Source organism: Ochrobactrum sp. Q0168 (genome assembly GCF_016427605.1).
Classification (GTDB): Bacteria; Pseudomonadota; Alphaproteobacteria; order Rhizobiales; family Rhizobiaceae; genus Brucella.
Genome location: NZ_JAELXQ010000015.1, coordinates 63,964 through 85,064 on the forward strand (window position 1 = coordinate 63,964; position 21,101 = coordinate 85,064).

The following is a 21,101-nucleotide window of genomic DNA, read 5'->3' on the forward strand; positions in this document are numbered from 1 at the left end:
CTGACGACAGAGGTATGTTGTACTACATCAATCAGTCGTTCGGATCGGACAGTTTCTATTTCGCCACAGTCCGTTATTCAGATGGGGCCATGCTGTATGATGGCGACGATCTGCCATCTGCCAAAGCCGCCGCACAGGCCGACTATGAGGCTCGTGTCCTGTCGGCGCTTGATCCTTCCGCTGGCAGAGCGGCTGTGCTGGAGGAAGCGGCGGGAGCAATAAACAAAATTATCACCGACAACGGAATGCAAGTGTGTTGTGGGAATGGCGAGCGATCAAGTGATGGTTCGCCCGAATGCTGCGGCCACCCTGATGTCATGATTAACGCAGGAGATGTTCTCGCCGCAATCCGCGCCCTACATCCAGTAGCGGATAAGCCCAGCGATGACGGAGCGCAGGGGGAAGGATGGCTGCCGTTTGACCATCCCAACACACCACGGGATGGAACAGAGATATTGGCGTGGCGCAAAGACTGTGGTCAGTTCATTGCCAGTTACACAAGCTGTAGCGCGTTCCCAGTGTCAGAGGCTGAACTTGACCTGCTGGACGAGGAAACCTTGTTCAAGGAAGACTGGTTCACTCAGTGGCCGCAAGCCTTGCGCTTAGAAGGCAGCGAAGTTCCCACCCACTGGCGTCCTCTCCCCTCTGCACCATCGGAGGGCAGCAATGCGTAAACCCGCGTATCCATCAATTGCAGAAGCGCGAAAAGCGGCGGAAGCGCGGGAAGGTAGCTTGCGCGAAGCCGTCAAGATGGGGCTGGAAATGAAACGAGACCTTGAAAACAAGAAAAACAAGCCCGATGCCCTATCTCTGGCCGCCCGTGACGTGCTTGCCGAGCGCCGCCGTCAGATCGAGGCGGAAGGCTGGACGCCGGAGCACGATGATACCCACGCGGGCGGTGAAATGGCTTTCGCTGCCGCTTCTTATGTGATCGGCGTGTCAACCCTGACCGGCGCAGTTAGCAAAGGCAAACTGTCATTCCCGTGGGCTTATCGCATTTGGCCTCGCGCTTGGGATTTGAAGTGGTGGAAACCGTCTGACCGCAGGCGCAATCTGGTCAAAGCTGGCGCTCTCATCCTCGCGGAAATCGAACGGCTCGACCGTCTCCCTACTCCTCCAAGCAGTGAGGTGGCGTGATGAGGAAGCACGACATTGCAGATTTGCTCGATTTCGGTGGGCAGAAGACAAATCAACCCATCCGGTTCGTGATCTTCGTTAGCTACGGCAATGACAGCATTGCCCTTATCCAATGGGCGCATGAGAACGAACTTGAAGGCGTGGCTGTTGTCTTCACAGATACTGGCTGGATGGCTGACGGCTGGGCCGAGCGTGTCGAGAAAGGCGAAGCGTGGGTTCATTCCCTTGGCTTCACACCCTATCGGACTAGCAGCATCGGCTTTCGCGAGCTGGCGCGGGACAAGAAGGGCTTCCCGACACAGAAATTTCAGTGGTGTTCGTTCATCCTGAAAATCGAACCCGGACAGCGTTGGCTTGCCGAGAACGATCCTGATTGCCGCGCTGTCTGCCTCGTCGGCGTACGCCGCGATGAAAGTCAGGATCGTGCCGATTTCCCCGAATGGCTCATCAAGTCGATGAACCATGGCGGCAGAATGATGGTTGCGCCGTTCGCCACTTTCTCCGAAGCTGAGCGGAACGCGCTCATTCATCGTGCAGGCTGGGAAGTACTGCCCCACAGGTCGCGAGAGTGCCGCTGCATTAACTCCAACCGCAACGACATGAAGCGCTTCACCGAAGCTGACTGGCAAGCGATTGCGGAGATTGAGCAGGAAGTCGGCAAGACAATGTTCAGACCAAAGCGCCACATGGGCGCGGTCGGGGCCAACGAAGTGCGTAAATGGGCCAATAGCCCACGCGGGAAATATCAGCCGCCAGAACCAATGCCAGATGCACTCGAACTGGAAGATGCTCCAGACGAAGAAGATATGTTCGGCAATTCTGACAAGTGCGACACGTTCGGAGGATGCAGACGATGACCGAATATCTGCCACACGTCACCCTATTCGTTTTGGGCGGCTATATCGGATTCGTTGTCCGTAGCCTGCTTAACCACCCATCAGAGGGCGACCGTCATGATGCCAGGTCCTGAAAATCCGTACCATGAAATTGTCCAGCGAGTCGGCAACCGGAGGCGGATGATTATTGCCATCTTGCAAACACGGTTCAAAATCACCGCTGGCGAGCTTTCGGCACAGTTCAATACGACCGATCGAACGATCTATCGCGATATTTCTGCGCTGCGAGGCGCGGGCTATCCAATACTTGGCGAAGCGGGCGTCGGCTACATTCTGCGAGGGAATGATGCAGGAGGCTCAAATGTTTAATAGCGAATCGACACGATTAATGCCCCTGCAAGAGGTAATGAAAGTAACCGGCATCGCCAGAGCAACGATCTATAAGAAGATCAATGAGGGCAGCTTTCCCAAAGCAGTCAAACTTAGTTCCACCTGTGTTCGATGGCGTTCAGACGAGATCCAACAGTGGATCGAAGAACTGCCAAGGCATTAGAGAGCGGGGGAACCCGCTCTTTTCTTATTCGCCTATTTCGCCAAATATTGTCGGAGCTGACCGCCTACGTCCGCCGAGAAGATCGGCGGCAGGTAACGCACCTTCTAACAACTTATCGGCCCATATCTGCGCCAGCTCAGAGCGGCGCGCCATGTGTTGCGCTCGATTGTATGCGGCCTCGACCTTGTCCTTCGGCTTATGTGCCAGCATGGCGTCGATAACGAACCTATCCGCGGGAAACTCTTCATTCATAACGGTCGAAAAAGTGGACCGCCAGCCATGCGGCACATGCCTTTGAGGAAACCCGGCCCGATTGAGAAGGTATCCAAGCGCGTTCTCACTCATTGGTTTGTGTGCATGCCGCGCGTTCGGAAATACATAGGGCCCCTTTCCGGTCAAAGTATGCACCGCCTTGAGCGTTTCCAAAGCTTGGCGCGATAGCGGAACCTCGTGATCGTTGCGATCATCATCCTTCATCGCTTTGCGCAACTTCATCCGCGCTGCCGGGATCCTCCATATTGGTTTCTCCGGATCCACGTCAGCCAACTCATCCCACCGCGTGGTAATCAAAGTGCCAGGGCGAACAACAGTCAGCGCGAGCAACCGCATGGCAAGCCGCGTAACGGGATGTGCAGGCTCACGATCGAGCGCTGCAATTATCTCTCGCGCCTCAGCCAATGTCGCGACGGCGGGCTGGCGACCTTTTTGGATCGGCGTGAGTGCTTTTTGAACGATTGCCGCAGGATCAGTCAAACCTTTGCCGCTAGCGATGGCGAAAACAAACACAGCAGACATGCGCTGCCGAACTCTATGTGCCGTCTCGATAGCTGGTCGTTTTTCGATCTTTCTGAGCACTTCAAGCACATCAGGCGGAGTGATGTCGTTTATCGAGGCTGAACCGAGATCAGGAAAGACGTCCCTCTCCAGACTGGTAATCACGTCATCCGCGTGCCGTTCGACCCAAGATGATTTCTGCAGTTCGAACCAGTCTCGCGCCACCCTCTCAAAAGTGTTTGCGTCGGGATCTGGCGGCCCTGCTTTTAGTTTCCGTTTTTCTACAGCCGGATCTTTTCCAGCCTTGACCAGCTTCCGCGCCTCATCGCGAAGCTGCCTAGCTTCCGCGAGCGAAACTTCGGGATATGAATCGAATGAAAGCACTTTGGGTTTACCGGCAAACCGATATCGGAAGCGCCAGACCTTTGAGCCAGCAGGGGTCACGAAAATGGATAGCCCGCTGGAATCGGTCAGATGATAACCTTTATCGCCCGCCCTCGCTTTTTTTATGGCCGTATCCGTAAGCATTTGCCCTCCCAGACCGTATACACATCTCGCTGGGCGCGATGTACACATTTCCGAAAGCTGCTATACACATCATATACACATAATGCGAAGCTGGGCGTGGCTGGCAGTAGATCGCGCTGGACAAAGCAATGGGCAGAAAAGCCCAGATTTGCAAGAGAAATAGCTCTCCAAAGCGGATTGTGGATTGAGATATGGCGGAGGGGGTGGGATTCGAACCCACGGTACAGTCTCCTGCACGCCGGTTTTCAAGACCGGTGCCTTAAACCGCTCGGCCACCCCTCCAAGTGATTGTAATACCTTCTTTTCCCTCAGTGGGAAAAGCAGCAAATCATCGATTGCCAACCAATCACTCAACGGGTGACTTCTTAGCAGCTTTTATCGCCGCGTCAACTTGATCGCGACCGTTCTGTACGATCTCTCAGGGGCAGCAAATTTAGAAAACAAAAAAGGCCGGGGCGAAAACGCACCGACCTTCCTGATCCATCGCTTTCCTACCAGTGCCAGTACATCCGTGGTCAAAAGCATCAAACGATGGCGACAATAGCGAGCAACAGACGCGTCCAGCGCTCTTAAGCTATGCCGATGACAGCGATATAGGTGGGCAATGTGTTCAAAACAAGTCCGCATTGGAAAATAATATCGCCGCGCTTAACGCTGCATCGCCAATAATTATTCAATTGACCAATTCCACCAAAATTATAACAGTTCTAGGGTTGCTCTCATCGTTAATGAGACGTAAACTTGAGTTGAATTATCATCATAATAAGGAAAGCCATGAGCCTGGAATCCGTAAAGGCATTTTTTGCTGACAAGGCGCCCGAAGTCGAAGTCATCGAATTGCCAACGAGCACCGCCACTGTCGCCTTGGCTGCAGAAGCGCACGGCGTGGAACCCGGCCAAATCGCGAAAACGCTTTCCTTTTCAGCTAAGGACCAGACAATCCTCGTTGTCACACGCGGCGACGCGCGTATCGACAATCGCAAGTTCAAGGATCGCTTCGGCACCAAGCCACGTATGCTGGATGCCGACACCGTGCTGGCTGAAACCAGCCACCCGGTTGGCGGCGTGTGCCCTTTCGGCCTACCGAGCGCGCTTCCCGTCTATTGCGATGTTTCGCTGAAAGCGTTCGAGGAAGTGGTTCCGGCAGCGGGAGCAACCAACAGCGCGGTTCGTATTGCGCCCGACAGGATGGCAGCTTTGGTGACCGCAGAGTGGATCGACGTTTGCCAGTAATATGCAAGCCGAACACGGGAGGGCTTGCAATCAGCAAAAATACGACTCGTTTTTTCCACTTTAAATGTGGGAAAAGACCTTCTATATATTAAGAACGATTCTAAACTGGCCTATCAATGAAATCCGGTTTCCATGAAAAAGCCATGAGCGGAGAGTGTTCTCGACGCGGGCTTTGTGGAGTTCAAACCGAAATTTCAGTCCAGATTTTTGGAAGCGGAATATCAAGAGCGAGGGCATTTTCCGACCTGACCTGGTCGGGTTTGAAAATGCTCTGGACGTGCTGAAAGGAACTGTCATGCGCCTTACTCGCCAGACGAATTATGCCGTTCGGATACTCATGTACTGTGCCGCGAATGAAGGCAAGCTGAGCCGCATTCCGGAAATCGCTCGCGCTTATAGCGTTTCGGAACTGTTTCTTTTCAAGATTTTGCAGCCGCTCGTGGAAAACGGGCTGGTTGAAACCGTGCGCGGTCGCAATGGCGGCGTGCGCCTTGGCCGTGCGGCCAACGATATCAGTCTGTTCGATGTTGTACGCGTCACCGAAGAAAACTTCGCAATGGCCGAGTGCTTCGAAAACGATGCAACCGAGTGCCCATTGGTCGATAGCTGCGCCCTGAACTCGGCGCTGCGTGAAGCGCTCAACGCCTTCTTCGGCGTCTTGATGAAATATAGCATTTCCGATCTGGTAAAAGCCCGTCCAAATGTGCGGGCACTGCTGGGTCTTGATGAGATGGAAGAACAGCGCGTCGCGAGCTAATCCTGCGGCAGTGTGAGAAACAAAAGGTCCGGTGAAAACCGCACCTTTTTTAATGTGTCTGCTTTTATTCGGCGGCGGCGCGATAGGCCGATTGCGGCAGCACGAAGGGCACACCACGCGCAGGCGGCACTCCTACCCGCAGCGCGCATTCATAAACCCGCTCCAGCCGCTCATCGGTCAGTGCCTCCTGTGGCGTGCCGATCGTGTCGAGCCTGCCCTGACACATGACCGCGATCCGGTCGGCGAACATGGCCGTCAGATTGAGATCATGCAGAATGGCGATCACGCCGCCGCCTTCTGCAGCAAAATCCCGCGCGATTTCCATCACGACGATCTGGTGCCTGATATCGAGGCTCGAGATCGGCTCATCCAGAAAAAGATAACGCGCGGAGCCATCAACGACTGGCCTCCAGACCTGACAAAGCACGCGGGCAAGCTGCACCCGCTGCTGTTCGCCGCCCGAAAGCTCCTGATAGAGCCTGCCGCCGAAACCGCCAAGATCCACGCGTTGCAAGGCAAGGTCGGGCAAGCCGGTTTGTAGATCGCGCGACAGGCCGCTGTAGCCGCCTGTCAAACCAAGGCCGACGATCTCGCGCACTGTGAACGGAAAGGACAAGGCGCTGGCCTGCGGCAGCACCGCACGACGCGCCGCCATTTCCCATGGCTTGATATCCGCAAAGGACCGCCCATCCAGAAAGGCACCGCCCGTATAGGGCGCATCGCCCGACAGCGCGCGCAGGAGCGTCGTCTTGCCCGATCCGTTGGGACCGACAATTGCCGTCACCTCACCGGCGCGCGCCGTGAAATCGATATTCTCGATGATCGACTTACCCGAGAGACGAACGCTGAGTGACTTGGTTTCAATCATGACAACCTCACAGATCAAGAAGGCCGCGCTGACGCAGCAATATCCAGAGGAAAAACGGCGCACCGCACATGGCGGTTATGATACCGATGGGCAGTTCCGCCGGTGCAACGATGGTGCGGCTGACCGCATCGGCAAGCAGAAGCAGAATAGCGCCCAGCAACGCCGACGCGGGCAGAAGATAGCGATGATCCGGGCCGATGCTGAGACGCAACATATGTGGCACCACGATTCCGATAAAACCGATGCCACCGGCTACCGCAACTGTCGCGCCGGTGGCCGCAGCAACGGTGACGATGGCGACATTCTTGATGCGCTGCACCTGAATGCCGAGATGTCCAGCAGCAGCTTCACCCAGTGCAAGCGCGTTAAGACCACGCGCCAGCATTGGCGCAGCAATCAGCACCACCGCGATGATTGGCCCGGCAGCACCAATCTTGCTCCAGGTCGCGCCCGCAAGCGAACCAAGCCCCCAGAAAGTCAAATCCCGCAACTGGCGGTCATCGGCCATATAGACCAGAACGCCGGTCGCAGCCCCCGCCAGCGCGCCAAGCGCAACGCCCGCCAAAAGCATGGTGGCAACCGATGTGCGCCCGCGACGCGTCGCAACCCGGTATAGCAACAAGGTTGTGGCAAGCCCGCCGAAGAAGGCCGCCAATGGCAGTGCGTAGATGCCAAGAACCGCGATAACCGGCGCCAGAACGCTGCCGCCGAGCACGATCATCGATACAGCGCCGAGACTGGCACCCGACGCTACACCCACCAGACCGGGATCAGCCAGCGGATTGCGAAATAGCCCCTGCATGACGGCACCGGACACGGCAAGTCCCGCACCGATCAACATGCCGAGGATGATACGCGGCAGGCGGATTTCCATGATGATCAGATGATCACGCTGAAAGGTCTCCGCCCCCTCCCCGCTCACAAATCCACGCAGCAGCGTAAGAATGGAAGCATCCGAAGCACCAGCCGTAAGGCTGAACAGGGCTGTAAGACACAGCGCGACGCTGAGTACGACCAGCACAATGCGTGCGCGTTGCGTGCGATCCCCGACCTTCGCGCCGGTTGCGCCAGCGTTCTTCCGACTGTCTCCGGCTCGATGACGCATGGTGAAGGGCTCTCCGCCTGCCACACGACTTTGGCTGGTCATTTGCTTATTCCTCATGTCGGATGCCTGATCCGATTATTGTCCCGCTGGCGTATCGTAGAGTTTCGCCGACAATTCACGAATGGCAGCACCCGTACGCGGGCCAAAGCCCAGCAGATAAAGCGCGTCCATGGCGACGACATTTTTGGCGCGTCCGGCAGGTGTGCTGGCAATTGCTGGATTTTTCAGAAGGTCATCCGGGCCAACACCATCGCCGCCGGTGTTCATCATCAAAATCATATCCGGTGCGGCCTTGCCGATAGCTTCATCGGTCAGCTGCTTGTAACCCGGATATTCGGTAATGACGTTCACACCGCCTGCAAGCTTGATCATGCCGTCAGCCGCCGTCCCGGTTCCGGACGCCATCAGACGTCCGCTAGCGCCGTTCAAGACGAACAACACCCGCTTGCGCTGTTCGTGCGCGCCGGCTGCCTTTTCTGCAGCCTGAAGATCGCCCGCGACTCTATCCGCCAGCACCTTGGCCTTGTCTTCAAGACCGAGCGCCTTGCCGACAGCCTCGATCTTCTCAATGACGCTTTCGCCGGTATAATCTTCCGGCACGATAACCATCGGCACGGAGGCTTTCTTCAAGACCTCCAGCGTGTCCTGCGGCCCACTGCCCTGGATGAGCAGAATGCCCGTCGGATTGACCGACAGCACCCCCTCCGGTGCAAGCTGGCGCATGTAACCGACATCCGGCAATGCTTCCGCTGCCGCCGGATAGGTGCTGGTCTGGTCGCGTGCAACGAGCATCTTTTCCGCGCCAAGTGCATAGACGATCTCCGTCAGCGGCCCGCCGACAGAGACAATACGTGACGTATCGGCAAACCGTTCGACGGTATCGGCACCGGCAATGCCGATGCCCAGTGACCAAGCCATAGCGGCGACAGCGGCAACCCGCGTGAATCTTGCTGAAATGACAGACATCATGCGCGTCCTATGCAGCGGTTGACCGGGGAAGACGCGGCAGGTTTTCGACAATCATGCGCCAGTCGGCCAGTTCCGCCTCGCCTTCATGACGCTCGCCGAAGAACTGAACGATCAGTTCGCCATTGGCGTCATAAGCTTCCAGCGAGGTGACGTGACCGTCCTTGGTGGGCTTGCGCACGACCCATGCATCGGCAATGTGATCGATACGAAGATGCATGTGGAAGGTCGGATCGAGAACGTTCAGCCACGGACCCATCATCTTGATCTCATGGATCGGTCCAGTATGGATCTGGATGCAACCGCGATTGCCGACAAAGCACATGATCGGCAACTGCTGCTGTACGGCGTGATTCATCATCGCTTCCACGGATGAAAGATCAACGCGCCATGCAAAATCCTGTCCGGCAAGATGCACGGCCTGATGGCGGTCCACGCCAAAATCCTTCAGCAGCCCCATGAACTGATGCACATCGGTCAAAGCGCTCCAGCGCTCGCGGAAGGCATCGGTATCGACAAGCGCGACATTGGCCTTTGCACCTTTCGGCGCAACCGCAGTCGTTTCAATAGAACCCGACTGATCATCAAGCAGAAGTTCGGTGATGAGCGCCTCATAGGCTTCAACATCGGATGCCGGTCGCAGATGAATCTTGTGCACCGCTTCGCCGGAAGCATCGAAGAACTGAAGGCTGCGCCGCACTTCCTCGCCGTCCTTCTTGCGAACCGCGAAACCATGCACCCAATGCTTCGGGAAAATACGCAGATCAATCTGCTTTCCCAGCACTATTGACGCATGCGGTCCCCAAACGGCCGTTTCAAACGGTCCGATCTTTTCGTGCACGACGCTTTCATTGCGCGTCAGCGCCATAACCTCGCCGAGGCTCGAAGCGCGCTTGAGCAATGTCTCGACATCAGCACGAATGCGGCGGGCCGAGATGGCGGCATCGTCGCCCAGTCCGCAATGGGCAGCAACGAAATCGGCTTCAGAAATACCGAGGCTCTGCGCGAAATCGCGCTCGCGCGCCTTCAGGTTGTCCGCCCGTGCCTGGAGAATCTGTTCTGGGGAGGGCTTGGAATATTGCGTCATGAGAGTCTTGCCTACTTGTTCAAAATGAGCTTGCCTTGGCGGGTAATCTTGAGGCGATAGAGCGATCCGCCATGCTCTATCCCTACCTCGCGGGAGCCGTCGAAAAGTTCACGGCTGCCATAAGTCTTGATCTGCGCTTCCTTCAGAGTTGCGCGAATCGTCGGCGCGGCGCGTTCACCGGCGGTATCGCCAGCTGAACCGTCGATCATGCGATTGGCAGAACGGTCGGCGGCGTGCCCGCGGGGCAAACGCACTTGCATGTCTATATGAATACGCCTGTTCATTTTCCTGCCTGCCTTTGACTTAAAAGCTTCGCTCGGAAGCCACGTTTTTCACAAAACGATATCCGCCTGTTGGTGACGAAATTGATTTGTTGACATCGTTAGTCATGTTTACTAATCACTGCATTACTGGATTAATCGAGTCAAGTTTAAATCTCGCCCTTCCAGCGCAAGCCACGAAGAATTCGTCTTCGCCAGCCAGCCAAGCGGCTTTCATATTGGAAGCATTCTAAACAATTGAATTCTTAGGCTTTCCTGCCGGGACTCAGGTCGGTGGGAGCACACTTGCGCAGAGGAAATACAGCAATGCGGGCGACTGGTGGGGTACACAAGCGTTCATTCCTGGCGAGCAGCGGGCTCGCCGTCATTCTTGTCGCGATGGCCTCGCAGTCATTCGCTCAGGAGGAAAAAGCAGCCGAAGGCGAAACCGACATCAAGCTGAAGACGATCACCATCCGGGGCGATGGCGCCAAGGGTGATGCGACCTACAATACGCCCGCCGCCGTCAGCACTGTTTCCAGCGAAGAGCTGCGCCGCAACGGCGATGTGAAACTAGACGATGTGCTGCGCGACAAGCCGGGCGTCTTCACCCGCATGAACGGCTCCCAGCCGGGTGTTGCCGTCAATATTCGCGGCTTTGAAGGTTCCGGACGCGTCAACATGATGGTCGATGGCGTTCGTCAGAACTTCCGCTTCACCGGCCATGAGGCGCAGGGCTTCACCTATGTCGATCCGAACCTCCTCGCCGACATCGATATTTCGCGCGGCGCAGTGACCGGCACGGGTGGCGGCGCGCTGGCGGGCAGCGTCAACTTCCGCACGCTCGGCGTGGATGACATCGTCCGTCAGGGCCAGCAATATGGTGTCCTCGGGCGTGCCTCATGGGGCAGCAACGGCGTCGGCTTCTCTGAAATGCTGGCCGCCGGTGCGCGCGTCAATTCGATGGGCGTTGCCGCTGCCATCAGCCGCCGCGATTCCAACAATTACAAGAATGGCGATGGCGTCGAGCAGCCGGATACCGGACAGGAACTGACCTCTGGTCTCGTCAAGACCGAATTTGGTTTCGGCGAAGATCACAAGCTGTCGCTTGGCGGTGTTTTCTACAACAACGACTTTGGCGCCAATTCCTACGACCAGAACGTCAAGAACAAGACATTCACGGCGAATTACAGCTATAATCCGTCGGATAACGACTTGGTCGACCTGCATGTCAACGCTTATTACAACCGCCTCGACATGACCTATTATAACAGCCTGTCCACCGGCCGTCCCGGCGCTTCAACAGGTCGTAGCATCACGGACAAGGGCTATGGTTTCGACATTTCGAACACATCGCGCTTCAATCTCGGTGAAGTCGGCGTCAAGTGGAACTACGGCGTCGAATATTTCCGCGACAATGTTTCCGGCGACAATACCGGCGTCAATCCGGCTGACGGTCGTAGCAGCAATGGCGCGGTGTTTACCGAAGCCACCTTCAGCTATGGCATCGTCGACCTGATTGGCGGCCTGCGTTACGATTTTTTCAATACGTCTGGCAGCGCCGATACCGGTCTGGCAAACTTTGGAAATGGCGGTCTTTACGACGTCGATATTTCCAAGCAGCGCCTCGATCCGAAAATCACGCTGGCGGTCAATGCCACCGACTGGTTACAGCCTTATGTAACCTATTCCCAGACCATGCGCGCACCGACGTTGCAGGAAACCATGCTCGGCGGCACCCACCCCGGTTCAACAAGCGTCAGCTTCCTGCCGAATCCTGCCCTTTCGCCTGAAACCCAGAAGGGCTGGGAAATCGGTGTGAACGTCAAGAAGGATGACCTCTTCCTCGCCGGAGACACATTCCGCCTGAAAGCCGATTATTACGACATGGATGTCGAGGATTACATCATATCGGCATTCAATCCCGTCTACCGCAAATCCCAGTTCGTGAATGTCGAGGGCACCTCGCAGGTACGCGGATTTGAGCTGGAAGCGATGTATGACGCCGGTATGGCCTTCGGTGGCATCACCTATACTCACTCGAAATCAGACCTTCCGGCTCAAACGGCAGGCCTCGGCGCGGGTCAGTATATGCCGGATGACGTGTTCTCGGTTAGCGGCGGTGCGCGTTTCCTCGAACGCAAGCTGACGGTTGGCGGTCGCTATTCCTATGTTTCGGACGGCGATACCGTCGGATTCACCGGCGTCACTAAGTCGGACAGCTATGGCCTCGTGGACGTGTTCGCCAATTACAAGTTCACCGATAGCGTCGATCTGACTTTGAAGGTCAACAACCTGTTCGACAAGAGCTACACGCCATTCCTGAGCACGTCGGGCTCAGGTCAGGGACGTACGTTCCTTGTGGCGACACAGTTCCAGTTCTGATCCGAGGCAAGTGCCCGGGCACGACCATCCCAAGGTGCCCGGGACATGATCTAACCGTCGCATCTTTGAAGGCTGGCCAACCTCTGACCGCGGCTGCGGCCTTCTGATCCCGAGATGTGACGCGGCGCGTGCGGCCCTACCACCGCACGCGCCGGAAATTCGAGTTCAGGTTTCTGGCCATGCCGACCAGAAAACCCGTTATAGTCGATCGAAAGCCAGTCCAAACCCAATGGAAAAGGATGAGCCATGTTCATAGCCATGAATCGCTTCAAGGTACGCGTCGGTAGTGAAACCGATTTCGAAGCCGTCTGGAAAAATCGCGATTCCACACTTTCCGAGCTTCCGGGCTTCGAAACGTTCCACCTGCTGCGCGGCGCGACCAATGAAGAGGAAGGCTATACGCTGTATGCTTCCCATACGGTCTGGCGCAGCCGCGAAGATTTCGTCTTCTGGACCAAGTCGGAACAGTTCCGCGAAGCGCATCGCAATGCTGGAACCAACAAACCGCTTTATCTCGGACCGCCGCAGTTCGAAGGCTTCAGCGCCGTCGAAGGCGCATAAGCCACTGTCTCGAGCACCTTTTCCACAAGGTGCGGCGAAATGGCGCAACTTCTGTCGGCAATGCTTTTACACCATTGCCGACGAAGCATTTAAACACCCAATTCATGTGTAAACATGGATAGTTAACTCATATTTAGAATGATTCTAAGTAATTGTTTTTTAGAACATTTCAAAAACATAGAATTTGACAGATACCTGCTCCCCAGCCATAACCTGACCTAGTTTGGTGAGTTTAATAGATCACCTCAATAGACCTTTAATGTTCGGGCCTTTAACCCTTGCAATTGGAGGAACCATTGTCCGGTTCATCTTGGCCTTGCGCCACCAGTAAAATAACGCTGCGCGTTTCCAGCAGCCATCTTGAAGTAGAAGTACCGGGCAATCAGGTAAACTTCCTCCAGTTTTCGCATTCCGCGTCAGGTTTTTACTGCCAGAACGGCATGGGAGTATCCATCTCATGCTAGTTTGCAGCTGTAACGTCATCACAGATAAAGATATTGAAGCAGTTGTGATCGAACTTCTCGATCAGGACTGCTGGCAGCTTATCGTTCCTGGCACCGTCTATAATGCCATGTCCAAGCGCGGCCGCTGCTGCGGCTGCTTCCCAAACGTCGTAGAAACGATCATAAGGGTGACTGAAGAGTATCATCTTCGTCACAACCAAATGGACGAAAACGTTATCCAGTTTATGGATCGTGTACGTTCTCTACGCGACAAATTCGGGAGTTCATGGAATGAAAGGCGAACCAAAGGTCATCGAGCGGCTTAACGAGGCTCTGTTTCTGGAACTCGGCGCTGTCAACCAGTATTGGCTGCACTACCGCCTGCTGAACGACTGGGGTTTCACGCGTCTTGCCAAGAAAGAGCGCGAAGAATCCATCGAAGAGATGCATCACGCTGACAAGATCATCGACCGCATCATCTTCCTCGAAGGTCACCCAAACCTGCAGACTCTCGCACCGCTACGCATCGGCCAGAACGTCAAGGAAGTTCTGGAAGCCGATCTTGCCGGTGAATATGATGCCCGCGCTTCCTACAAGAAGTCGCGCGAAATCTGCGATCAGCTCGGCGACTACGTTTCCAAGCAGCTTTTTGACGAGCTTCTGGCAGACGAAGAAGGCCATATCGACTTCCTCGAAACCCAGCTCGACCTGCTGGCGAAAATCGGTGAAGAGCGTTACGGCCAGCTGAACGCCGCGCCTGCGGACGCAGCCGAATAAGCCTGTTTTTCTGAACGCTCCGAAGCCGGGACCTCCAGTCCCGGCTTGCTTATTGCGCCATGCGGCGACCGCTCGTGGCATCCAAGCTTTACCTTGCCCCCTTTGTCGTGGTATTGCGCGCGCAATTTCCGAAATTTGCAAGGTTCCCCCAATGAGCGCACCGCGCGTCAGTTTCGTTTCACTTGGCTGCCCGAAGGCGCTGGTCGATTCCGAACGCATCATCACCAGCCTCCGCTCGGAAGGCTATGAAATCTCCCGCAAGCATGACGGCGCCGATCTGGTGATCGTCAATACGTGCGGCTTTCTCGATTCCGCACGCGACGAGTCGCTTGACGCCATCGGCCTCGCACTCAACGAAAACGGCAAGGTGATCGTTACCGGTTGCCTCGGCGCGGAACCGGACGTCATTCGCGAACGTCACCCGAACGTGCTCGCCATCACCGGCCCGCAGGCCTATGAAAGCGTGATGAGCGCCGTGCACGAAGCCGCCCCGCCAGCACATGATCCCTTCGTTGATCTGGTGCCGCCGCAGGGTGTGAAGCTCACGCCGCGCCACTACGCCTATCTGAAAATTTCCGAAGGCTGCTCCAACCGCTGCTCTTTCTGCATCATTCCGGCGCTGCGCGGAGATCTCGTCTCGCGCCCGATCGATCAGGTGCTGCGCGAGGCCGAAAAGCTGGTGACAGCCGGCGTCAAGGAAATCCTCGTCATTTCGCAGGATACGAGCGCCTACGGCCTCGACATCAAATATCAGGAAGCCATGTGGAAAGACCGCACGGTCCGCACCAAGTTTCTCGATCTTTCGCGCGAACTGGGCGACATGGGCGTCTGGGTGCGCATGCACTATGTGTACCCCTACCCGCATGTCGATGAAGTCATTCCGCTGATGGCGGACGGCAAAATCCTGCCTTACCTCGACATTCCATTCCAGCATGCTTCGCCTGCCGTTCTGAAAAACATGCGCCGTCCGGCTCATCAGGAAAAGACGTCGCGCCGCATTCAGGCATGGCGCGAAACATGCCCTGATCTGGCCGTCCGCTCGACTTTCATCGTCGGTTATCCCGGTGAAACGGAAGAAGATTTCCAGCTGCTGCTGGATTGGCTCGACGAAGCCAAAATCGAACGCGCGGGCTGCTTCAAATATGAGCCGGTCAAGGGCGCAAAAGCCAATGATCTCGGCCTTGAGCAGGTGCCGGAAGAAATCAAGGAAGCCCGCTGGCATCGTTTCATGGCCAAGCAGCAGCAGATTTCCACCAATCTTCTCAAGAAGAAAGTAGGCAAGCGCCTGCCCGTCATTATCGATGAGGCGAACGGCACGGTCGCCAAGGGCCGCACCCGTTATGATGCGCCGGAAATCGACGGCAGCGTGCATATCCAGTCGCGTCGTCCGCTGCGTGTTGGCGATATCGTGACCGTAAAGGTCGAAGCCAGCGACGCATACGATCTGCACGGTATCGCGGTCTGATGGCGGCGTCGGCTGCCATAGCCATCAGAAAAGCAACATCGGCAGATGTGGCGGCTATCGTCGCCATGCTTGCCGATGATGCGCTCGGCGCAAAGCGCGAAGACGCCAGCCTGCCGTTGCGCGACGAATACCGGAACGCCTTTGCTGCCATCAATACCGACCCGAACCAGTTTCTGGCCGTAGTCGAGCATGACGGGCGGATTATCGGCTGCTTGCAATTGAGCTTCATTCCGGGGCTGTCCCGCATGGGCCAATGGCGTGGACAGATTGAAAGCGTGCGCATTGCGAGCGATATTCGCCGCGGCGGCATTGGCCGTCAGATGATCGAATGGGCCATTGAAAAATGCCGCGAACGGGGTTGCGGACTGGTGCAACTCACCACGGACAAATCCCGTTCCGATGCGCTGCGTTTTTATCAGTCGCTCGGATTCACCCACAGCCACGAAGGCCTTAAACTATCGCTTTAAGAAACCTCGGTAGAAGCAAATAGAAAAAGAAAAAGGGCGCCCTAGGCGCCCTTTTTTTTGCGCGTAAACAAGGCTTATAGCGGCAGCTTGTCGTCCACGCCTGCGACGTAAAAGTTCATGCCGAGCAAGGTCTTGTCGTCGGCCTGTTCGCCAGCCTTGAGCCATTCCGAACCGTCCTGCTTCTTGACCGGACCGGTGAACGGCTTCAATTCGCCGGACTTGATCTTGGCCACCGTCTCCTCGGCCATTTTCTTCACGTCGTCCGGCATGTTGGTGAATGGAGCCATCTTGACGAGGCCTTCATTCATGCCCCACCAGATGTCCTGGCTCTTCCAGGTGCCGTCGAGAACCGCCTTGGCGCGGTCGATATAATACGGGCCCCATTCGTCAATGGTGGCGCTCAGCTGCGTCTTCGGCGCAAATTTGATCATGTCCGAAGCCTGACCGAAAGCCTTGATACCGCGTTCGGCTGCAACCTGAATGGCGGCAGTGGAATCGGTGTGCTGGGTCAGAATATCGACGCCCTGATCGATCAGCGCCTTGGCGGCATCGGCTTCCTTGCCCGGATCGAACCAGGAATTCGCCCAGATGACCTTGACCTTGAAGTCCGGATTGATCGACTGCGCACCCAGCATGAAGGCGTTGATGCCCTGCACCACTTCCGGCACCGGCACGGAGGCGATATAGCCTGCTACACCCTTGGTGGAGAGCTTTGCAGCGATCTGTCCCTGAACATACCGGCCTTCATAGAAGCGCGCATTATAGACCGAGACGTTATCTGCGGTCTTGTAGCCGGTGGCGTGCTCAAACTTCACCTTCGGGAACTTCTTGGCGACCTTGATCGTCGGATCCATGTAACCGAAGGAAGTTGTGAAGATCAGCTTGTTACCGGCGCGCGCCAGACGCTCGATGGAGCGCTCGGCGTCAGCGCCTTCCGGCACGTTTTCGAGATAGGTCGTTTCGACCTTGTCGCCCAGTGCCTCAACCAGTTCCTTGCGCGCCTGATCGTGCTGATAGGTCCAGCCGAAATCGCCCGGAGGTCCAATATAGATAAAGCCGATTTTGAGTTTTTCTTCTGCATGCGCCGCGCCGCCGAGCATAAAGCTCGCAGCTGTGGCGAAGGCCAAAAGCGTCTTTTTCATGTTCCCTGCACTCCTTGTTGACACCCAATATTCAAAACAAAAGCTGTTGGGAGCAGCTTTTGTTCAACCCCTACCTGTCCGGTACGAACGGCTTGCCGAGCGATGCGGGCGTGTTCATCATCGTCAGGCGTTTGTTGCGCGAGATGATCACCAGCACCACGATAGTCGCGAGATAAGGCAAGGCCGACAGCAACTGTGATGGCATGCCAAACCCAAGCGCCTGCGCATGCAACTGCCCGATCGTGACAGCGCCGAAAAGATAAGCACCGATCAGTACCCGCCATGGTTGCCACGAGGCGAAAACCACCAGCGCCAATGCGATCCAGCCGCGACCGGCCGTCATGTTTTCCACCCATTGCGGCACATAGACGAGCGAGAGCTGCGCGCCTGCGAGGCCAGCGCAGGCCCCGCCGAACAGCACCGCCAGATAGCGTGTGCGCACCACATGCACGCCAAGCGCATGCGCGGAGCCGTGGCTGTCGCCGATGGCGCGTAAGGTGAGCCCTGCGCGTGTGCGGAACAGGAACCACGTCACGCCAGCAACCAGCAGCAGTGAGAAATAGAAGATCGGGTCCTGCCCGAACAGGAACCGCCCCACCAAAGGAATGTCCGTGAGATAGGGAATGTAGATAGCATCGAGGCGCACGCCCGGAATGCCCACAAAGCTCTCGCCCAGCATGGCCGAAGCACCAATGCCCAGAATGGTCAGGGCGAGGCCGGTCGCCACCTGATTGGTGACGAGTGTGAGCGTCAGGAAGCCGAAAATCGCTGAAAACAAGGTGCCAACGGCCATGCCCGCCAAAAGGCCGAGCCATGCCGAGCCCGTGAGCTGCGCTGCGGCAAAGCCGGATACAGCGCCCATCAGCATCATGCCTTCAACGCCGAGATTGAGTACGCCCGAACGTTCCACCACCAGTTCGCCGATGGCTGCGATCAGCAGCGGCGTGGCGGCGGTGGCGATTGTGAGAAGAATGGCCTGGGTCAGTTCCATCGGATCAGGCCTTTCCCGCTTTGCGCGTACTGACAAAACGAATGCGGTAGAGAATGAGCGTATCACAGGCGAGCACGAAGAACAGGATCATGCCCTGAAACACGCGTGCCGATTTTTCTGAAATGCCGATGGCGACCTGTGCTGCCTCGCCGCCGAGATAGGACAGCGCCAGCACAAGCCCGGCAGCGATTGCGCCAAGCGGATTGAGACGCCCCAGAAACGCGACGATGATTGCAGTAAAACCATAGCCCGGCGAAATCACCGGGCGAAGCTGCCCGATAGCGCCGGATGTTTCCGCAATACCGGCAAGCCCGGCCAAAGCACCCGAAACGGCAAAGACAAAGAAAACCAGCTTGCCAGAGCTGAAACCGGCAAAACGCCCGGCTCGCGGGCTCTGGCCAATAACCTTGACCTCGAAGCCCTTTAGCGTGTGCTTGAGCATGAACCAGACCAGCACGGCGGCGATTAGCGCCAGAATGAAGCCCCAATGAGCGCGCCCCGATTCACTCCAGATTTCCGGCAGAATGGCGCTTTCGTTGAACTGGCGCGTTTCGGGGAAGTTGTAGCCTTCCGGGTTACGCCACGGTCCGCGCACCAGCCAGTCGAGAAAGAGCTGCGCCACATAGACCAGCATCAGGCTGGTGAGAATCTCGTTCGTGTTGAAGCGAACCTTGAGGAAGGCCGGAACAGTCGCATAGGCCGCGCCGCCCGCCATGCCCATCAACAACATCAGCGGCAGAACAATCCATGACTGGAAGTCGGGAAACAGCACCGGCAGGATGGAACCCGCGACCGCGCCCATGATAAATTGCCCTTCGGCACCGATATTCCAATTGTTCGACAGGAAACAGACACACAAGCCGACCGCGATCAGGATCAGCGGCGCGGCCTTGACCAGCAATTCATGCCACGACCAGATATCGAACAAAGGCTCGACGAAGAACACATAAAGCGCATTGAACGGGTCTTTGCCCATCAGCGCGAAGGCGAGCCCCCCGAAGATGAAGGTCAGCGCCAAAGCCAGCAGGGGCGACAAGGCGCTGAAAAGCTTCGACGGCTGCGGCCGTTTGACGAGTTCGATCCGCATCAGGCTGCCCCCGCCGCTGCTTCACCGGAAATGCCGCCCATCAGCAGGCCGATCTTTTCAAGGGTCATTTCAGCAACTGGCAAAGGTTCGGAAAGCTGACCGTGATTCATGACGGCAATCCGGTCGCTGATTTCAAAGAGCTCATCGAGATCCTGGCTGATAACGAGAACGGCGGAGCCGGAACGCGCCAGATCCACAAGGGCCTGCCGGATATGGGCTGCGGCGCCGGCATCGACGCCCCATGTCGGCTGGTTGACGACCATGACCGATGGCGAACGGTCGAGTTCGCGACCGATGATGAATTTCTGTAAATTGCCGCCGGACAATGCTGATGCCGGCGGGTTTTCTGCGCTTTTGCGCACATCCATGCGCTCGATGATACGCCGGGCGGCGGAATGCAGCGCGCTTTCGGCAATCAGTTTCAGTGCACCGCCACGCAGAAACGCTTTCGCGTCGGTCTTGTAGCGAGACAGAAACAGATTATCGGTTAGCGGCAGCGACGGCACCGCACCGTGGCCGAGCCGCTCTTCCGGCACGAAAGCTGCACCCATCATGCGGCGTTCACTGATGCCGAGCCTGCCCGCATCCCTGCCGCGAATGCGCACGGTCGAGGCCGCCGATTGCAGCACTTCACCGGATATCGCCTCGAAGAACTCGCCCTGCCCGTTGCCAGCAACGCCTGCGATACCGACAACTTCGCCTGCCGCCACCGAAAGCGAGATATTCTTCAACGCCGTGGAGAAGGGGCCGCGTGGCGGCTGCGACAGTGACTGGATTTCAAACAGGGCTTCAGCACGCGTCGCCGCGGTATTCATCGGGCTGCGCGCCACGACCTTAATGTCGTTGCCAACCATCATGCGGGCGAGCGACGCGGCAGTTTCCTTGCGCGGATCGCAATGCCCGACCACCTTGCCGTGACGCAACACCGTTGCGCGGTCGCAGAGGCGCTTCACCTCTTCCAGACGGTGGCTGATATAGAGAATGGATTTGCCTTCTGCCTTCAGCCGTTCGAGTGTTTCAAACAGGCGATCGGCTTCCTGTGGTGTCAGAACCGAGGTCGGTTCATCCAGAATGATCAGGTCCGGTTCCTGCAAAAGACAGCGCACGATTTCAATGCGCTGGCGCTCGCCGACCGAAAGGTCGCCGACATGAGCCTGCGGATCAACTGGCAAGCCATAGGTCTTGCCGACTTCACTGGCTCGCCTCGCCACATTCGATAAGGACAGCGAATGGTCCAGTGAAAGAGCGATGTTTTCAGCGGCAGTCAGCGAATCAAACAGCGAAAAATGCTGGAAAACCATACCGATGCCGAGTTTTCTTGCGGCAGCGGGTTCGCCAATGACAACGCTTTGGCCCTTCCAGACGATTTCGCCTTCGAGCGGCTGCAAAGCGCCGAAAAGCATTTTGACGAAAGTGGACTTTCCAGCGCCATTTTCGCCCAGAAGCGCGTGAATTTCACCCTCGGCAATGGTGAGATCAACCCCATCGCAAGCCCTGAGCTGCCCAAATACTTTCGTGAGCCGGCGGACATCCAGAAGAGGCCGGTCGGATAAATTGGCTGACATTATTCCCCAAATGTATTTTTGAAAGACCTTAGCAGCAATTTTGCACTTGAAAAGAGCAAAAGAAGGCTCTGCCTAACATATACACACCGGCGATGCGTGCCACCTCGGTCACGC

General features: G+C 56.7%; 22 protein-coding genes, 1 tRNA gene and 1 pseudogene. 13 read left to right on the plus strand and 11 right to left on the minus strand.

Features of this window, described 5'->3' with window-relative positions; all coding sequences use genetic code 11:
* Positions 1-14: 14 nt before the first annotated feature.
* The 5 genes and pseudogenes from JAU75_RS19595 to JAU75_RS24295 all read left to right on the plus strand — a co-directional run bounded on the left by JAU75_RS19595 (position 15) and on the right by JAU75_RS24295 (position 2,526).
* Positions 15-674, plus strand: coding sequence for a hypothetical protein (locus tag JAU75_RS19595; RefSeq protein WP_210339354.1), 660 nt, complete (start codon positions 15-17; stop codon positions 672-674).
* Complete coding sequence (locus JAU75_RS19600; protein WP_199058130.1) at positions 667-1,137, plus strand: hypothetical protein; 471 nt, start codon at positions 667-669, stop codon at positions 1,135-1,137. The genes JAU75_RS19595 and JAU75_RS19600 overlap by 8 nt, the downstream gene beginning before the upstream one ends.
* Positions 1,138-1,160: 23 nt before the next feature.
* Positions 1,161-1,994, plus strand: coding sequence for a phosphoadenosine phosphosulfate reductase family protein (locus JAU75_RS19605; protein ID WP_247880556.1), 834 nt, complete (start codon positions 1,161-1,163; stop codon positions 1,992-1,994).
* 159 nt (positions 1,995-2,153) lie between these two features.
* Positions 2,154-2,312, plus strand: a pseudogene (locus tag JAU75_RS19610) (helix-turn-helix transcriptional regulator); the annotation flags it as partial.
* A 49-nt stretch (positions 2,313-2,361) separates the two neighbouring features.
* Positions 2,362-2,526, plus strand: a complete 165-nt coding sequence (locus JAU75_RS24295) for a helix-turn-helix transcriptional regulator (RefSeq protein WP_371836213.1) — start codon at positions 2,362-2,364, stop codon at positions 2,524-2,526.
* Between the two features lie 24 nt (positions 2,527-2,550).
* Here JAU75_RS24295 and JAU75_RS19620 read toward each other — a convergent pair whose 3' ends face one another.
* Positions 2,551-3,828, minus strand: coding sequence for an integrase arm-type DNA-binding domain-containing protein (locus tag JAU75_RS19620; RefSeq protein WP_199058134.1), 1,278 nt, complete (start codon positions 3,826-3,828; stop codon positions 2,551-2,553).
* Positions 3,829-4,020: 192 nt separating this feature from the next.
* Positions 4,021-4,110: transfer RNA gene (locus tag JAU75_RS19625), tRNA-Ser, on the minus strand.
* A 492-nt stretch (positions 4,111-4,602) separates the two neighbouring features.
* Between JAU75_RS19625 and JAU75_RS19630 the strand changes: the two genes are divergently transcribed.
* A complete protein-coding gene (locus JAU75_RS19630) occupies positions 4,603-5,061 on the plus strand; it encodes a YbaK/EbsC family protein (RefSeq protein WP_199058135.1) in 459 nt (152 codons plus the stop codon).
* A gap of 295 nt (positions 5,062-5,356) precedes the next feature.
* Positions 5,357-5,818: an iron-responsive transcriptional regulator RirA gene (gene rirA, locus JAU75_RS19635; RefSeq protein ID WP_109367509.1), complete on the plus strand. Its 462-nt coding sequence runs from the start codon at positions 5,357-5,359 to the stop codon at positions 5,816-5,818.
* Positions 5,819-5,882: 64 nt separating this feature from the next.
* Here rirA and JAU75_RS19640 read toward each other — a convergent pair whose 3' ends face one another.
* From JAU75_RS19640 to hemP, 5 genes are all read right to left on the minus strand, one after another.
* The gene (locus tag JAU75_RS19640) at positions 5,883-6,686 is read right to left on the minus strand and encodes a heme ABC transporter ATP-binding protein (RefSeq protein WP_199058136.1); all 804 of its coding nucleotides are present in this window, start codon (positions 6,684-6,686) and stop codon (positions 5,883-5,885) included.
* 7 nt (positions 6,687-6,693) lie between these two features.
* On the minus strand, positions 6,694-7,791 hold the full coding sequence (locus JAU75_RS19645; protein ID WP_247880558.1) for an iron ABC transporter permease: 1,098 nt from the start codon (positions 7,789-7,791) through the stop codon (positions 6,694-6,696).
* Between the two features lie 75 nt (positions 7,792-7,866).
* Positions 7,867-8,757, minus strand: a complete 891-nt coding sequence (locus tag JAU75_RS19650; RefSeq protein ID WP_199058138.1) for an ABC transporter substrate-binding protein — start codon at positions 8,755-8,757, stop codon at positions 7,867-7,869.
* 10 nt (positions 8,758-8,767) lie between these two features.
* Positions 8,768-9,844, minus strand: coding sequence for a ChuX/HutX family heme-like substrate-binding protein (locus JAU75_RS19655; protein ID WP_199058139.1), 1,077 nt, complete (start codon positions 9,842-9,844; stop codon positions 8,768-8,770).
* 11 nt (positions 9,845-9,855) lie between these two features.
* A complete protein-coding gene (gene hemP, locus JAU75_RS24130; RefSeq protein WP_371836214.1) occupies positions 9,856-10,053 on the minus strand; it encodes a hemin uptake protein HemP in 198 nt (65 codons plus the stop codon).
* A gap of 378 nt (positions 10,054-10,431) precedes the next feature.
* Here hemP and JAU75_RS19665 point away from each other — a divergent pair, with 378 nt between their 5' ends.
* The 6 genes from JAU75_RS19665 to JAU75_RS19690 all read left to right on the plus strand — a co-directional run bounded on the left by JAU75_RS19665 (position 10,432) and on the right by JAU75_RS19690 (position 16,202).
* Positions 10,432-12,489, plus strand: a complete 2,058-nt coding sequence (locus tag JAU75_RS19665) for a TonB-dependent receptor domain-containing protein (RefSeq protein ID WP_199058141.1) — start codon at positions 10,432-10,434, stop codon at positions 12,487-12,489.
* 246 nt (positions 12,490-12,735) lie between these two features.
* Positions 12,736-13,050 (plus strand): antibiotic biosynthesis monooxygenase, encoded by a 315-nt coding sequence (locus tag JAU75_RS19670; protein ID WP_199058142.1) that lies wholly within the window; start codon positions 12,736-12,738, stop codon positions 13,048-13,050.
* 457 nt (positions 13,051-13,507) lie between these two features.
* A complete protein-coding gene (locus JAU75_RS19675; RefSeq protein WP_109367516.1) occupies positions 13,508-13,819 on the plus strand; it encodes a bacterioferritin-associated ferredoxin in 312 nt (103 codons plus the stop codon).
* Positions 13,785-14,270, plus strand: a complete 486-nt coding sequence (gene bfr / locus JAU75_RS19680; protein WP_078340358.1) for a bacterioferritin — start codon at positions 13,785-13,787, stop codon at positions 14,268-14,270. The genes JAU75_RS19675 and bfr overlap by 35 nt, the downstream gene beginning before the upstream one ends.
* 151 nt (positions 14,271-14,421) lie before the next feature.
* Complete coding sequence (gene rimO, locus JAU75_RS19685; protein WP_199058143.1) at positions 14,422-15,735, plus strand: 30S ribosomal protein S12 methylthiotransferase RimO; 1,314 nt, start codon at positions 14,422-14,424, stop codon at positions 15,733-15,735.
* The gene (locus JAU75_RS19690; RefSeq protein ID WP_199058144.1) at positions 15,735-16,202 is read left to right on the plus strand and encodes a GNAT family N-acetyltransferase; all 468 of its coding nucleotides are present in this window, start codon (positions 15,735-15,737) and stop codon (positions 16,200-16,202) included. The genes rimO and JAU75_RS19690 overlap by 1 nt, the downstream gene beginning before the upstream one ends.
* A gap of 74 nt (positions 16,203-16,276) precedes the next feature.
* Here JAU75_RS19690 and JAU75_RS19695 read toward each other — a convergent pair whose 3' ends face one another.
* The 4 genes from JAU75_RS19695 to JAU75_RS19710 form a co-directional block, all read right to left on the minus strand.
* On the minus strand, positions 16,277-17,344 hold the full coding sequence (locus JAU75_RS19695) for a BMP family ABC transporter substrate-binding protein (RefSeq protein WP_199058145.1): 1,068 nt from the start codon (positions 17,342-17,344) through the stop codon (positions 16,277-16,279).
* A gap of 70 nt (positions 17,345-17,414) precedes the next feature.
* Positions 17,415-18,335, minus strand: coding sequence for an ABC transporter permease (locus tag JAU75_RS19700; RefSeq protein WP_199058146.1), 921 nt, complete (start codon positions 18,333-18,335; stop codon positions 17,415-17,417).
* A gap of 4 nt (positions 18,336-18,339) precedes the next feature.
* On the minus strand, positions 18,340-19,422 hold the full coding sequence (locus tag JAU75_RS19705) for an ABC transporter permease (RefSeq protein ID WP_199058147.1): 1,083 nt from the start codon (positions 19,420-19,422) through the stop codon (positions 18,340-18,342).
* Positions 19,422-20,987 carry an ABC transporter ATP-binding protein gene (locus JAU75_RS19710; protein ID WP_199058148.1) on the minus strand — a complete coding sequence of 522 codons (1,566 nt, stop codon included), beginning with the start codon at positions 20,985-20,987 and terminating at the stop codon, positions 19,422-19,424. The genes JAU75_RS19705 and JAU75_RS19710 overlap by 1 nt, the downstream gene beginning before the upstream one ends.
* Positions 20,988-21,101 lie beyond the last annotated feature (114 nt).